Raw genomic sequence first — 14,210 nt, 5'->3', positions numbered from 1 at the left:
GTTTATTCAATTTCTGAAAATATCAGTTTAAGTATATTATTCTGCTCTATTATTGGCCTTGCCAAGTTAGTATCTTCCAAGTAAATATCAATATGACCTGTATTTCTATTATAACCATATATATTTACTGCAAATCTTCCAATAGTTATATATTTCTTTGTTTTCAAAAAACTATTCCAAATAGCTACTATTTGTTCATTCATCGTTTTTTAGATTGAATTACTTTTGCCGTTTTCAGCATATAAGAAACTTCGATAATTGCCATTAATTTTTCTAAATACGAAAGCGATTGTATTTCAGCTATTCTATTAGCTTCCAATTCTTTTGGAGTACCAAAACTTAATACATTTTTTTTCATTGTCTAGCCCTTAACATGTATTAGCAAAGATACTAAATGATCCTAATTCCTAATTAGAATACCCCTTGAGTCTCCTTTTTAATTTTCACCTTCTTTCGTTCATGAAAATTCGCGAAGTTTTGCAAAGATTTTTAACTATTTTTTGGAGTCTCTTTGTAACTTTTTTGTGAATCTTTACGAAAGAATCTTTCGAAATAAATTCCTCCAATCAAAAGCAATAACATCCCTATTGAGCTTACCAAATTAATTATACCTCCTGTTTTTATAACCTGAGGTTCAAATTTAAACTCTATAGTGTGTTGTCCTCCCGGAATTTCCATTGCTCTTAAAACATAATTAACCGGGAAATGATTTGTCAGTTGACCATCGATATAGGCATTCCAACCATTTTTGTAATAAATCTCAGAAAAAACAGCCAGGCCATCTTTTGCATTATCAGATTTATACTTGATATAGTTTGGCTTGTACTCTACTACTTTAATCGTTCCTGTAGTATCCCATTGTTTCTTTAAACGGGCACTTTTAAACTTAGCTTCATTCTCACGAACATTAAAAACAGCTACGCTTTTAGTATCAATATGATCCAAAGTTTTCATTACATCGTCCGGCTTATTTACCAATTTTACGGCACTAACGAACCAAGCATTTCCATTTGCATTTGGATTTACTGTCGGAAATTCTTTTCCTTGTTTATCAGTTTGGATAATGTACTTAACATTCAACATATCCAAAACTTCCATATTATTTTTTGCAATCTGGTAATCGAATAACTGTTGAATTCTTCTAGGTTTTGCAGCATGATATCCTCCAAGCGAATGGTGAAAATAAGATGCACGCGCACTTGACATATTTCCGTTTACTTCGAAAACCCTGTAATGTGTTGTATCTTTTAAAATCTGAGCATCAGAAGGCGTTTCCTGAAAAGGAGCCGCAATCTGTGCAGGGCTCACAAAATCTTTAGCAGAAACGTATTTTTTATCTACAAAAAACAAATCGAAAATCATTAAAAGACCTACGATAATCAAAGTCGTTTGTTGAGCTAGTTTATTTTTGATATACAACCATAAAATTCCAAAAGTCAGTACAATAAAAAAGCCTGAACGCAATAAATCTGCAGAATATAAACTCTTTCTGTCTTCTTTTAAAGCGTCAACGAAAGCCGGTCCGTAAGTTTCTAAAAAATAATTATCACTGCTTCCTGTAAAATGAAACATTCCTTTGGCAAATACTAAAATTATAATAATTCCTATACCAAAAGTACCTGTTTGAATTAATGCCTTTTGCTGTAATTTAGGTTCGTCTTTAGCTTTAAAAAACGATTGTAACCCCATAACAGCCAAAACAGGAAAACATAACTCAAGAATAACCTGAATAGAGGATACTGCTCTGAACTTATCATACATTGGAATGTAATCAATAAAAAAGTCTGTTAACAATGGGAAATTTTTACCCCATGAAAGCACTAAAGAAACTAATGCTCCTGAAAGGAATACGTATTTTATTTTTCGATCATCGATAAACAATGCTAAAACTCCCAAAAAGAAAACAACAACACCAATGTAAGCCGGCGCAGCCACAATAGGCTGATCTCCCCAATACGTTGGCATTCCGGATACAAAATCCTGAGCTTGTTCTGATGGAACTCCCTGTTCAAGCATAAAAGCATACATACGGCTATCCGTACCTACATTTTCATGATTTGAACCTCCAAAAAGCCTTGGTGCAATTAAATTAAAACTTTCAGGAATTCCGTAACTGTATTCTGTTATATATTCACGGCTTAAAGCATTTTCATTAACCTTTTTAGATCCGTCAGGATTAAACGTTAATTCGCTATTGCTGCGTGTACTAAATTTAGCATACTCGCTGGTCGCCATTAAGTTGGCTGCATTTGCACCAATGGCAAAAATTCCCGCAACAGCCAAAACCCCAATAGCTCTCAAAAGAGGCTTATAATCTTTTTCTTTGATGAAATTGAAAGCAAAATAACCCGATAGTATCAATAAGAATATCAATAAATAATAGGTCATTTGAAAGTGGTTCGCGTTAATTTCTAACGCAACCGCAAACATGGTGAGCAAACCTCCCCAAATATATTTTTTCTGGAAAACCAATATAAATCCGGCGATAACAAGCGGCATATAGGCAATTGCATGTGCTTTTGCATTATGACCAACGCCCAGAATAATAATTAAATAGGTAGAAAAACCAAATGCTAGTGCCCCTATAAATGCCTTTAAAGGATCTGTTTTTAATACTAACAATAATCCGTAAAAGCCTAAGAAATATAAAAATAAATAATCAGCAGGACGAGGCAAGAAACGTAAAACATCATCTAAATGTCCCACAAAATCATTTGGATAATTAGCTCCCAACTGATAAGTTGGCATACCGCCAAACGCAGAATTTGTCCAATATGGCTCTGAATGTTCTGTCGCTCTAAAATCATTTTGCTCTTTTGCCATTCCGGTATATTGAGCAATATCCGACTGGAAAATCTGTTTTCCTTGTAAAACCGGGTAAAAATAAATTAACGAAACGAGAATAAACCCCATTATAACAAGGGCATGCGGATAGAACTTACTTACTATTTTCAATTTAGGCTGGTTTGGGTTAAATGATGAATCCTGTTAACTCTAGGACACAAACTTAATCTATTTCTTCGTAATCAACGTAATCGCCCACCTTTTTGGTTTCGCGAGGTTTTTTTGCATTTGTAGTGTCAATGATTATCTCATCGTTTTTTGTACGCGTTTGCTGCCACGAATCACTCTGGCTATATTGTTGTTGTCTCTGAAAATTCTGTCCTGCTTTCTGAACTGCTTTTTTAACCAATACCGGCAAAAAGATTCTAGCCAAAAATTTAAAAATATAATAAAATGCTATCATATAAAATATAGCTTTTATTAAACCTGAAAAAGATGCTTCTTGCATAATTGTATAATTTTTCCCCAAAATTAATAAATCAATTCTTTAAAATTAAAATATCAATCTTAAATAAATAATAAAATATAGTACATTTGAAATGCGTTATTACTTTTTAATCTAAAAAAACATTCATGTTAAAAAATAAAAACTTACTTATTGCAGCCTTTTGTTTGGTTCCACAATTTTTCTTTGCACAATATACAGATATTATTAATTCAAATCGTCCGGGTGAAACGATGTCTGCTTATGCAGTAGGAAAATCAGTTATCCAGGCTGAACTTGGCGTTTATGGTATCAAAGAAAAACATGATTTATTAGATTATGACGCAAGTGGCTTTGGTACAGATCTGACTTTGCGTTATGGTGCTTTTTTAGAGCAATTAGAGTTTATTGTGGATTTGCAATATCAAACAGAAAATTTTGATACTCCATATACCAGTTATAAAAAGAATAATTTTAAACAAACTGTTTTAGGAGCTAAATATTTGATTTATGATCCTTATAGAAATTACAAAAAAGAAGCGAATATCTACAGTTACAAAGCCAATCGTAGCTTTAACTGGCACGAATTGATTCCTGCTGTTTCTGTTTTTGCAGGAGCAAATTTTGTTGGCGCTGATAATCCCTACGCATTTGGTTCTCATTCGCAGTATTCATCATCTCAATTTAGCATTTCGCCAAAAGTAATGTTGATTACTCAAAATTTATTTGGTGGCGGAAAATGGGTTTTTGTTACCAATATTATTGCAGATTATGTTACAACTGACTACCCTAGTTATGGCTATGTTCTAACCCTAACTCATGGATTTAATGACAAATGGTCTGGTTTTGTTGAAAATCAAGGTTACAAAAGTGATTTATATAGCGATGCAATTGCTCGTGGAGGAGCCGCTTATCTGATCAATTCAAATTTACAAGTGGATGCTTCTGTAAGTACCAATTTTAAAAATACGCCTTCTGTTTTATATGGCGGAGTTGGTGTTTCATGGCGTTATGACGGAAGTTATAAAGAGAAACAAATGGAATTTAAAGCGAAGGATAAAGCCAAAAAGAATAAAGATAATCAGATGGAACAAAGAGAAATTGATTATCAGGCAAAAGAAAGAAAACGTAAAGCTAAGTACGAATAAAAGGAATCAGGAAAATTCAGATATAAAAGAACACATTTAGTGTTAGTTCCTGAATAAACTCTAACAATTTTTATCTGGCTAAAACAATCAATGGGCTAATTTTGGCAGCCTACAAAAAATAAAAAAGACATTAATAAAAGATCGATATAAAGTATCATGATAAAAAATTAAGCCCATTTATTTGGGCTTTTTTTATATCATTCTTTTTTCTTTTACTAAAGATAACTATATTCGTTGCCATCAATTCTATGAGTAATTTTACCTGGAATATTCTTAAAACAAATACGATCTTAATGATTACAATTAAAGAAGCCAAATCAAAAAAGGAATTAACAGACTATATCAAATTTCCATTTTCACTCTACAAAGACAATCCATATTGGGTTCCTCCTATTATTGCGGATGAATTAGAGTCTTTTGACAAAACAAAAAATCCTGCTTTTGATAATGCCGAAGCTTATTTTTATCTGGCTTATAAAGACAATGAAATCGTAGGCCGCATTACGGCTATCATTAATTGGTCTGAGGTAAATAATCAGCACAAAAGAAAAGTTCGTTTTGGCTGGTTTGATGTTATTGATGATGTTGAAGTTACCAAAGCTTTATTAGAAAAAGTATACGAACTTGGAAAACAAAACAATCTGGAGCATGTTGAAGGCCCAATGGGTTTTTCTAATTTAGATAAAGTTGGCGTTCTTACTGAAGGTTACGACCAAATGGGAACGATGATTACCTGGTACAATCACCCTTACTATGTAACTCATTTTGAGCAATTGGGTTTTAAAGTTGAGAAAGAATATATCGAAAGTATTTTTCCGTTTTCAAATGTTAAACCTGAGTTTTTTCTGAAAGCACAGGAATTAATCAAAAAAAGATACGGCCTAAGATCGCTTACTTTTACTAAAACAAAAGACATTATGCCTCATGTAGACAAAATGTTTGATTTGTTTAACGATTCGTATGCAAAATTATCTTCATTTGTTGCCATTTCAGACGTTCAGAAAGAATATTTCAAGAAAAAATACATCAGTTTTATCAATCCGGAATACATCAAGTTTGTGGTCGATAAAGATGATAATTTAGTTGCTTTTAGTATCGTAATGCCAAGTTTTTCTGAAGCTTTGCAAAAAGCAAAAGGAAAGCTTTTTCCGTTTGGGTTTATTCATTTATTAAGAGCCCGAAAAAAGAGTAAAGATGTTGTTTTCTACCTCATCGGAGTTCATCCTGATTATCAGAATAAAGGTGTTACAGCAATTATTTTTGATGAGTATTTTAAAACTTTTTCTGAAAAAGGAATTAAAAATTGTATCAGAACACCAGAATTAGCAGAGAATACAGCTATTCATTTATTATGGAAAAATTTTGATCCAAAAATTCACTGTCAAAGAAAAACGTATTCAAAAGACCTTTAAAGAAGTATTCCGTTTTCATTTTCAGCTAACAGAATAATACAAGTACAGAAATGTCAGATATAAAAATTTGTGACGAATGCAAAAGTGAATTTTACAAAGATAAATCAGTAATGGAAAATTTATGTCCTGAATCTTCCAGTATTTTATACGGATATGAAAATTGTAAACACGAATTCGATAATCTGCGTTGTCTAAAATGTTACTGGAATGGAAATTCTACCGACTATTTAAATAAAATTAAAAATAAAAAATAAAAAATCCATTCGCCCCCAAACGAATGGATTTTTTCATTCTTCATTATTTATATTCAGCTTCAATTATTCTGCAGTACAATCAACTTTTGTCAGAACATTTTTCTGATCAAATTTTAATAGTTTTTTATTTTTAAAAGAAACTTTTCCGTTTGCTTCTGCAACATCTCCATAACCTTCAACAAAAGTTCCTTCTTGTTTTAGAAAAGCAACTTCTCTAACTGATGAAACTCCTTCAGACATAAAAGTATAATCTGCGATTAGAGTATCTCCTTTCATGTTGCCAATCAACGTTCCTTCATTTTTATCTTTTCCAGCTATATTATAGCTCAATTTACCATTTACTTCCTGATGTGAATTGACATTAAAGCTCATCTTTACAGCAGATGACGCGTAACACTGATCACCGGCAGGTTCAACTATTTCGGCTTCTTTTGGTGCGCCTGCAGGAATTTCTACAGGTTCAGCTACCTGATCCTTTTTACAGGAAGCAAAGATGCTTAAAACAACAATCGTAATTGCTAGTACTTTTTTCATATTATTTATTTTTACTGGGTTAGTACAATAAAGTTACTTTAAATAAAAAAAAATCCATTCGCATAACGAATGGATTTTTTACATAATTCCCATATTAGGAATTTATTTTTCAAGAAATTAAGCGTCTAAATCAACTTTAGTTCTGCTTGCTATTTCTTTGTAAGTTCCATTTTCTAATTTTTCACGAATTGCTTCAAATGCAACTAACGTTTCATCAATATCAGATAATGTATGAGAAGTTGTCGGGATCATTCTTAACAAAATAATTCCTTTTGGAATTACCGGATAAATTACAATCGACAAGAAAATACCGTAGTTTTCTCTTAAATCATTTACCATTACCATTGCTTCCGGCACACTTCCTTCTAAATAAACTGGCGTTACACAAGTATTTGTATCTCCAATATTAAAGTTTCTTGAACGTAAACCGTTTTGTAATGCATTTACATTTTCCCACAGTTTATCTTTCAATTCAGGATGATTACGCAATAACTCTAAACGTTTCAAAGAACCAATTGTTTGAATCATTGGCAATGCTTTTGCAAACATTTGAGAACGTAAATTGTATTTTAAGTAATCGATAATGTCTTTATCAGCTGCTAAAAAGGCACCAATATTAGCCATTGATTTTGCAAAAGTCGAGAAGTAAACGTCAATACCGTCCTGAACTCCCTGCTCCTCACCTGCTCCGGCTCCTGTTTTACCAAGAGTACCAAAACCGTGTGCATCATCTACCAATAAACGGAAATTATATTTTTCTTTTAAGGCTACAATTTCTTTAAGCTTACCTTGTTGTCCACGCATTCCAAAAACACCTTCGGTAATAAATAAAATTCCACCACCTGTTTCAGTTGCCATTTTAGTAGCACGTTGCAGGTTTTTTTCCATACTTTCAAGATCATTGTGTTTGTATGTAAAACGTTTACCCATGTGCAAACGAACACCATCAATAATACAGGCATGAGAATCTACATCATAAACAATGATATCGTTTTTAGTTACTAAAGCGTCAATAGTCGAAACCATTCCCTGATAACCAAAATTCAATAAATAAGCAGCCGGTTTCATTACAAACTCAGCCAATTCATTTTCTAATTGCTCATGATATTTAGTATGTCCTGACATCATACGGGCTCCCATTGGGTAAGCTGCACCAAACTGAGTTGCTGCATCAATATCTGCCTGACGAACTTCCGGGTGATTTGCAAGACCTAAATAGTCATTCAAACTCCAATTTAAAATATCTTTTCCACCAAATTTCATTCTAGGACCAAGTTCACCTTCTAATTTAGGGAACACAAAATATCCCTCAGCTTGTGAAGCCCATTTTCCTAATGGTCCTTTATTGTTCTGAATTCTTTCGAATAAATCTTTTACCATAAATATATTTTGAAGTAATAATTTTAATTTATACAGGGTGCAAAAATAATGATTATTATTCTAAAATTGAGTTTGCCAATTATTTTTATCGAAAAATAATCTGAATATCAATATTTAAAAAATAAAGCACATTTTAAAGCTCTCACTTTAACAAGATTAACCCCTATTTTTAGTATCAGAATTAAATTACATTTTATTTGCTTACATGACTTTTATCATAATAAAAGACTTCTTTGTCTTTTAGATTTGCTTATAGATTTAAAACTAAAATTAACCAAACTTGTTATGAGAAAAAGATTTAAAATGCCCCTGAAATTAAAAGCTGTTTTTTGTGTAGCTTTTACAATGCTATTGTTTACATCATGTAAAAAAGGAGAAGAATCAACTGACTATACAGCTATTGCTACTGATGGAGAAATGGAGGCTGAACTTACAGCTCCGCCAATGGTACCTAAACCTATTGGAAACCGACCTGCAATGAAGCTAAAGGTTAATATGGAAATAAAAGAGCAGGAAGGCACCATGACTGACGGCGTAAAATACACATACTGGACATTTGGCGGTTCTGTTCCGGGAAGTTTTATCAGAACACGTGTTGGTGATGAAGTCGAATTTCATTTAAGAAACCATCCGGATAATAAATTACCGCATAATATTGATTTACATGCCGTAACCGGACCAGGAGGCGGAGCGACATCATCATTGGTAGCTCCGGGACATGAAAAAGTATTTAGTTTCAAGGTAATAAATCCGGGACTGTATGTTTACCATTGTGCCACGGCTCCGGTTGGAATGCACATTGCAAACGGAATGTACGGTTTGATTTTGGTAGAACCTGCGGGCGGACTTCCTCCGGTAGATAAGGAATACTATGTTATGCAGGGTGATTTTTATACTCAGGGTGAATATGGAGCTAAAGGACTTCAGCCTTTTGACATGAATAAAGCAGTAAAAGAAACTCCTGACTATGTTGTGTTTAACGGAAGAGTGGGTTCGCTGACAAATGGAGGTGAACTTACGGCAAAGGTAGGAGAAACTGTTCGTTTATTCGTTGGAAATGGAGGACCAAACCTGGTATCTTCTTTTCACGTTATTGGCGAAATATTTGACAATGTGCATATAGAAGGTGGAACTCTGATTAATAAAAATGTACAGACTACGCTAATTCCTGCCGGTGGAGCATCTATAGTTGATTTTAAAGTAGAAACTCCCGGTAATTTTATCATCGTTGACCACTCTATTTTTAGAGCTTTTAACAAAGGTGCATTGGGAATCTTAAAAGTTGAAGGGCCTGAGAATAAAAAAGTGTATTCAGGAACTATTCAGGAAGGGATTTATTTACCCGAGGGAGGAACTATTCAAAAAATGCCTACTACTGAAGCTGCTAAAACCGTAACTCCTAAGAGAACTGTAGCTGAGAAAATAAAAATTGGAAAAGAGATTTTTGGTACAACTTGTTTTGCCTGCCATCAATCTGAAGGACAAGGAATTGCCAGCGCATTCCCTCCTCTTGCAAAATCTGATTATCTTAATGCTGATCCTAAACGAGCAATTAAAACAATCTTGCATGGTTTAAGCGGCGAAGTAACTGTAAATGGCAAAAAATACAATAATATTATGCCAAGCCAGAATTTATCTGATGATGAGATAGCAAATGTTATGACTTATATATATAATAGTTGGGGAAATAACAAAACAGATATTACTCCTGAAATGGTAAAAACACTAAGATAACAACATTAAATATGATGCAAAAAAGCATTTTCATTATTATTCTTTTCTTGGCTCACATGGGAATGATTAGAGCACAAGAATCGAAAATGGTTCCGATAAAAGAGGGTTCATTTGTCCCTCTTTACGGGGCTACAGTAAAAAAACCTGTAGTTGTAAAACCTTTTTTTATAGATGTTTATCCGGTTACAAATAATGCGTTTCTGAGCTTTATTAAAAAAAATCCAACTTACAGCAAATCTAAAATTAAAGGAATTTTTGCTGACAAAAGTTATCTGTTATATTGGAAAACTGATTTTGATTTTGGAAATTCAAATCCTAAAGCTCCCGTAACGAATGTTTCGTGGTTTGCAGCCAAAAAATATTGTGAATGCCAGGGAAAACGTTTACCTACAATGGATGAATGGGAATATGTGGCGATGGCAGATGAAAAAAGGATTGATGCCAGAACTAAAGCTGAATTTAACAAATACATTTTGTCATGGTATGAAAAATCTAAAACATTCGAAAACCCTATTGGCAAAACATTCAAAAATTATTGGGGTGTTTATGATATGCATGGATTGGTTTGGGAATGGACAGCAGATTTTAACAGCATCTTTTTATTCGGAGAATCAAGAAAGGACAAAAGTGATGATAAAAACCTTTTTTGCGGAGGCGCATCAGTTAATGCAACTGACCTGATGGATTATGCCGCTTTTATGCGATATGCTTTTAGAGGCAGTCTTAAAGCGCAATACTCGACCAGAAATCTGGGTTTTAGATGTGCCAGCACAACTAAACTATAATTTTAAATGATTTAAAATGAGAAAAACAATAATAGCAATTTTCATTCTTCTTTTTGTTCTGCAAAGTTGCAAAGAATCTAAAAAAGAAGACAGTTCATTAGCCGGAAAAGAAAAACCAATCAGCGATTTATCTCTTTATAATTTGCCGTCTCAATGGACGAATCAAGATGGAAAAAATATTGAACTGAAAAGCCTGAAAGGAAATGTGCTGGTCATGGTAATGATTTACACAACCTGCAAAGCTGCCTGCCCGCGATTGGTCGCCGATATGAGAAATATAGAATCACGGCTAAATGAAAAAACCAAGAAAAATGTAAAACTGATTCTGGTAAGCATTGACCCGGAAACAGATACTCCTGAAAAATTAAAAGCATTTGCTATTGCTAATAAAATGGAAAATGATCCATGGATTTTCTTGCGCTCGACTGAAGATAATACCCGGGAATTTGCAGCAGTACTTGCCGTCAATTATAAAAAAATATCTCCTATAGATTTCTCACACTCTAATATTATAAGTGTTTTTAATCCAGATGGAGAATTGATTTACCAACAAGAAGGTTTGGGGGTGAACAATGATAAAACGGTAGACAGAATAAATCTGGAAGCCGACAAAATTTAAATTAGGTTAATTAATTCGTAAAAGAACAAGGGAAGATTTCAATTAATCGACTCTTGTTTTTTGTTTTATAGTAAGCAGGAGAATTAACCGCAAGTGGTGCAAAGTATAAAATACTTTTATCCCAATAGCTATATTGGTGGTGCAAAAAAAGAACGCGGATTAAACTGATTTACAAAAGTAAAGACACGGATAAAAACGGATTATAAAACAATAAAAAGAAAATCCGTTTCTACCCGCGTTTTCGCCTTAGCGAATCAGTTTAATCCGCGTCACTTTACAGACAAAGCTTTAAAATCTTTTTAAATATTGATGCCACAATCAAGATTAACCCAATAACAATAAGAAAGCTCATTACAAAAACTCCCTCACGATACCCAAAAAGTGCCTCGTTTCTGAAATAAATAAATCCACCCTGGAGAAACAAGAATAATTCTGTCCCTATATAGCCAAAAATAAAACTTTTTAGTCCTGTCCGAAGTAAATAAGATTGAGGTGAAAGCAATTTATTCTGAATTAATATTCCAATCAAAAAACCTGTAATTATTCCTAAAGTTGTTAAATGGATAAATCCAATAACAAAGTTTCGTACCTGATGCGACACTTCGGCCAGATTAGGTATCAGAACTAATAATTGTATGCTGATTTTCAAAAACAAAGAACCGAAGGCCAAACCGTAAACTCTTTTGGCGCTTGGATCTAAAGTAGCTTTAAACGTCCTTATTTGTGGCCTTAGCATTTTATAAAAAAAGACAAAAGCAATCAATTGCACAATAACTCCAAAAGTGTTAATACCGCTTAAAAAACTACTCTTGATAAACCAACTTACAGGAAAAGCAAATGTCAAAAAAGTGGCTGTGATCAATAAAATGAAGAATGTTTTAAAGGATTTTGTGTCGATTTTATCTTCAAATTGTTTTAGGAATAAAGCTAAAACGGCAAATAAAAACCAGCCATTGAACTGGAAATGCAAGAAAAATTGAATTGCAATTTGGTAAAAAACACTTTCCTTTCCCAACATACCTACTGCCGGACCTAAACACCAAACTCCAAAAGTCGAGAAAACCACAAATAAAACAGAAGCCCTTAAAAGTATTTCTGCCGGAGTTTTTTCCTTAGGAATATCCTTCCATAACAATCTGCAAAAAACATAACTTAATATAATATGCATGGTCGAAAAAATGATAGAAAACAATGCATATCCCTGAATAGGAAAACTAATCATCATACCGATAACCGAAAATTCTGTCAGCCAAAATAACCGATTGTAAACTGGTTTTTCTTTTTTTTCTTCTGGTATAAAAAAACGAACAATTAAAACATAAATCATCAAATAAGCCCAACCCAAAATCGCTACATGTGAATGCGCATGAAGCAAAAAAGCATAGTTTATGTTTAGCGGAAACAGATAGACATAACGCATTAGTAACCCCATAACTGAAGCAATCAAAAAATTAAGGAAACAACATATCATCCAACTTTTTTGCGAACTCATTTTAGATAACAATTTCATTTTTATTTAAATTCAAGTAGTTCAAAACAATCCTATATTATTATTAAAAAAATATCTCGGGTTAATTACATCATCTGTTCGCTTGGGTCGTAAAGCTTGAGTTTAAACACATCCAAACATAAATTTTATGTTTCGAAAAAGAATACAAAAAGAAACTCATTTTTCTCACATAGCTAGTCCGGATCTCAAAACATCTATACCGAAGCCTTGGGAATATGTATTAGAATGCAATCAACGCTAAATATTGTGAGGAAACATAAAAAAATATACTAAGTCACTATTTTTTACCACAGAGAGCGCGAAGATTTTTCGCAGAGTTCACTAGAACTTAAGTTGTGTTTACACAATTCAAGCACACAACACTTTGTGAACTTTGTGTTTTTACTAAACTTATCCTATTTAAAAACTTTGCGTTCTCCGTGGTAATTTTTTTCTATCTCGACAGGTTTTAGAATTGATACTAAAACAATTTTAACCAAGAAGTTTATGAGAAATAAAAAAGCACCGATGTAAATTAATCTATCGGTGCACTCTTTTAATTAATTAATTCAAGTTGCAACTTAATCATTTGTATTCCCTAAGGGACAATCTTGTTCTTCCAATTATTTGTTACCAATATATAATCTCTAAGAGATATAATTTTCGGTATTTATCTATTATGAAAAAGGAATCTTGTAAACAGGACTGATCATAGATAATCCGTTAGGATTTAAATATTGGTAACAAGACAGCTACCAAATAAAAATATCCCGTAGGGAGTATACTTTCATATATTAACCAGTTCATTTACTGAATTGTTAAAAACTAGCAACTTGAATTAATTATACATTCTTATTTTATTTAAGCGAATTCTTTTTCCAGTACCATTGCTTTAGGAAACAAAATATTATTCTCTAAATGAATATGTGTATGTAAATTTTCTTCAAATTCCTTCAACATGGCGAATGTTACTTTGTAAGTCGTACATCCATCACTTGGAGCCTTATAATCATTGGTTAAACTGGCAATTTCGCGAAAGCGGTCTCCTTCGGCATCATGCTCGTGCATCATCATTGCAATTGGATTAGAAACAGTTCCGAAAGGTGGCTGTGCCAAAGCCTCGCCTGCTTCTTTGCCATTTACCATTTTTTTTACGAAAGGAAACAACATCAACTCTTCTTTTTTCATGTGCTGCGCCAGCTCACCTGCACATTCCGTAAACAACACATTTATTTTGAACAATTCAGGATGATTTGCGCCATGAACACTACAAAGTTTATTTAAAAACTGCATGATAATAACTGATTTTTCTTCGACATAACGGTGGTGTGTTTTTTCGATATAATCTGCTAATAAATCTAATGGCAACGAATTAAAATCAATTGTATTACCATTGTCCCCTGATAAAGCTTCCTGAATTTTTTTTAGCAGCACTTTAGGATCAATTTCTTGTTTTTCACAAACTTCATCGATCGTTCTGTTTCCTTTACAGCAAAAATCGATCTTATATTTCGAGAATACTGCCGCAGTTCTAAAATCCTCAGCCACAAATGTTCCTATTGTTTTATTTTGAAAATTTTCCATAAT

General features: G+C 33.1%; 13 protein-coding genes. 5 read left to right on the top strand and 8 right to left on the bottom strand.

All coding sequences use genetic code 11. The features are described 5' to 3' along the window. Positions 1–2: 2 nt before the first annotated feature. From ACQKCJ_RS17250 to ACQKCJ_RS17235, 4 genes are all read right to left on the bottom strand, one after another. Positions 3–203: a hypothetical protein gene (locus ACQKCJ_RS17250; protein WP_271336418.1), complete on the bottom strand. Its 201-nt coding sequence runs from the start codon at positions 201–203 to the stop codon at positions 3–5. Next, positions 200–358: a hypothetical protein gene (locus ACQKCJ_RS17245; protein ID WP_271336416.1), complete on the bottom strand. Its 159-nt coding sequence runs from the start codon at positions 356–358 to the stop codon at positions 200–202. Before ACQKCJ_RS17245 ends, ACQKCJ_RS17250 begins: the two co-directional genes overlap by 4 nt. 131 nt (positions 359–489) lie before the next feature. Next, the gene (locus ACQKCJ_RS17240) at positions 490–2,955 is read right to left on the bottom strand and encodes a YfhO family protein (RefSeq protein ID WP_427402534.1); all 2,466 of its coding nucleotides are present in this window, start codon (positions 2,953–2,955) and stop codon (positions 490–492) included. 52 nt (positions 2,956–3,007) lie between these two features. Further along, complete coding sequence (locus ACQKCJ_RS17235; protein WP_271336414.1) at positions 3,008–3,292, bottom strand: DUF4834 family protein; 285 nt, start codon at positions 3,290–3,292, stop codon at positions 3,008–3,010. 125 nt (positions 3,293–3,417) lie between these two features. On the opposite strand from ACQKCJ_RS17235, the gene ACQKCJ_RS17230 reads away from it, so the two are divergent. Beyond that, a complete protein-coding gene (locus tag ACQKCJ_RS17230; protein WP_427402533.1) occupies positions 3,418–4,416 on the top strand; it encodes a transporter in 999 nt (332 codons plus the stop codon). 293 nt (positions 4,417–4,709) lie between these two features. Further along, positions 4,710–5,828, top strand: coding sequence for a GNAT family N-acetyltransferase (locus tag ACQKCJ_RS17225; RefSeq protein ID WP_271336412.1), 1,119 nt, complete (start codon positions 4,710–4,712; stop codon positions 5,826–5,828). 317 nt (positions 5,829–6,145) lie between these two features. Here the strand turns inward: ACQKCJ_RS17225 and ACQKCJ_RS17220 are convergent, their stop codons facing one another. Together ACQKCJ_RS17220 and ACQKCJ_RS17215 are read right to left on the bottom strand one after the other, a co-directional pair. Beyond that, positions 6,146–6,616, bottom strand: coding sequence for a hypothetical protein (locus ACQKCJ_RS17220; RefSeq protein WP_271336411.1), 471 nt, complete (start codon positions 6,614–6,616; stop codon positions 6,146–6,148). Between the two features lie 117 nt (positions 6,617–6,733). Continuing rightward, the gene (locus ACQKCJ_RS17215) at positions 6,734–7,996 is read right to left on the bottom strand and encodes an aminotransferase class I/II-fold pyridoxal phosphate-dependent enzyme (RefSeq protein ID WP_271336410.1); all 1,263 of its coding nucleotides are present in this window, start codon (positions 7,994–7,996) and stop codon (positions 6,734–6,736) included. A gap of 345 nt (positions 7,997–8,341) precedes the next feature. On the opposite strand from ACQKCJ_RS17215, the gene nirK reads away from it, so the two are divergent. The 3 genes from nirK to ACQKCJ_RS17200 are packed head-to-tail and all read left to right on the top strand — an operon-like array spanning position 8,342 to position 11,134. After that, positions 8,342–9,730 carry a copper-containing nitrite reductase gene (gene nirK, locus ACQKCJ_RS17210; RefSeq protein ID WP_427402544.1) on the top strand — a complete coding sequence of 463 codons (1,389 nt, stop codon included), beginning with the start codon at positions 8,342–8,344 and terminating at the stop codon, positions 9,728–9,730. Positions 9,731–9,744: 14 nt separating this feature from the next. Beyond that, entirely contained in the window at positions 9,745–10,515 is a 771-nt protein-coding gene (locus ACQKCJ_RS17205) for a formylglycine-generating enzyme family protein (RefSeq protein ID WP_427402543.1), read from the top strand. 16 nt (positions 10,516–10,531) lie between these two features. Further along, on the top strand, positions 10,532–11,134 hold the full coding sequence (locus tag ACQKCJ_RS17200; protein WP_427402532.1) for an SCO family protein: 603 nt from the start codon (positions 10,532–10,534) through the stop codon (positions 11,132–11,134). A 274-nt stretch (positions 11,135–11,408) separates the two neighbouring features. Here the strand turns inward: ACQKCJ_RS17200 and ACQKCJ_RS17195 are convergent, their stop codons facing one another. Both ACQKCJ_RS17195 and ric read right to left on the bottom strand, forming a co-directional pair. Continuing rightward, positions 11,409–12,566, bottom strand: a complete 1,158-nt coding sequence (locus ACQKCJ_RS17195; RefSeq protein ID WP_427402531.1) for a hypothetical protein — start codon at positions 12,564–12,566, stop codon at positions 11,409–11,411. Between the two features lie 918 nt (positions 12,567–13,484). Then, positions 13,485–14,207, bottom strand: a complete 723-nt coding sequence (gene ric, locus ACQKCJ_RS17190) for an iron-sulfur cluster repair di-iron protein (protein ID WP_427402530.1) — start codon at positions 14,205–14,207, stop codon at positions 13,485–13,487. Positions 14,208–14,210: the final 3 nt, after the last annotated feature.

It is taken from the genome of Flavobacterium sp. NPDC079362, from assembly GCF_050267765.1.
Classification (GTDB): domain Bacteria; phylum Bacteroidota; class Bacteroidia; order Flavobacteriales; family Flavobacteriaceae; genus Flavobacterium; species Flavobacterium azizsancarii.
The sequence above is the reverse complement of the archived record's forward strand: the minus strand, read 5'-3'. Positions and strand labels throughout refer to the sequence as shown.

Bases quoted from the DNA above. Each gene is read 5' to 3' on its own strand.
- ACQKCJ_RS17250 (WP_271336418.1), bottom strand. From the start codon at position 203: ATGAATGAACAAATAGTAGCTATTTGGAATAGTTTTTTGAAAACAAAG.
- ACQKCJ_RS17245 (WP_271336416.1), bottom strand. From the start codon at position 358: ATGAAAAAAAATGTATTAAGTTTTGGTACTCCAAAAGAATTGGAAGCT.
- ACQKCJ_RS17235 (WP_271336414.1), bottom strand. From the start codon at position 3,292: ATGCAAGAAGCATCTTTTTCAGGTTTAATAAAAGCTATATTTTATATG.
- ACQKCJ_RS17230 (WP_427402533.1), top strand. From the start codon at position 3,418: ATGTTAAAAAATAAAAACTTACTTATTGCAGCCTTTTGTTTGGTTCCA.
- ACQKCJ_RS17225 (WP_271336412.1), top strand. From the start codon at position 4,710: ATGATTACAATTAAAGAAGCCAAATCAAAAAAGGAATTAACAGACTAT.
- ACQKCJ_RS17220 (WP_271336411.1), bottom strand. From the start codon at position 6,616: ATGAAAAAAGTACTAGCAATTACGATTGTTGTTTTAAGCATCTTTGCT.
- ACQKCJ_RS17215 (WP_271336410.1), bottom strand. From the start codon at position 7,996: ATGGTAAAAGATTTATTCGAAAGAATTCAGAACAATAAAGGACCATTA.
- nirK (WP_427402544.1), top strand. From the start codon at position 8,342: ATGCTATTGTTTACATCATGTAAAAAAGGAGAAGAATCAACTGACTAT.
- ACQKCJ_RS17205 (WP_427402543.1), top strand. From the start codon at position 9,745: ATGCAAAAAAGCATTTTCATTATTATTCTTTTCTTGGCTCACATGGGA.
- ACQKCJ_RS17200 (WP_427402532.1), top strand. From the start codon at position 10,532: ATGAGAAAAACAATAATAGCAATTTTCATTCTTCTTTTTGTTCTGCAA.
- ACQKCJ_RS17195 (WP_427402531.1), bottom strand. From the start codon at position 12,566: ATGGGGTTACTAATGCGTTATGTCTATCTGTTTCCGCTAAACATAAAC.
- ric (WP_427402530.1), bottom strand. From the start codon at position 14,207: ATGGAAAATTTTCAAAATAAAACAATAGGAACATTTGTGGCTGAGGAT.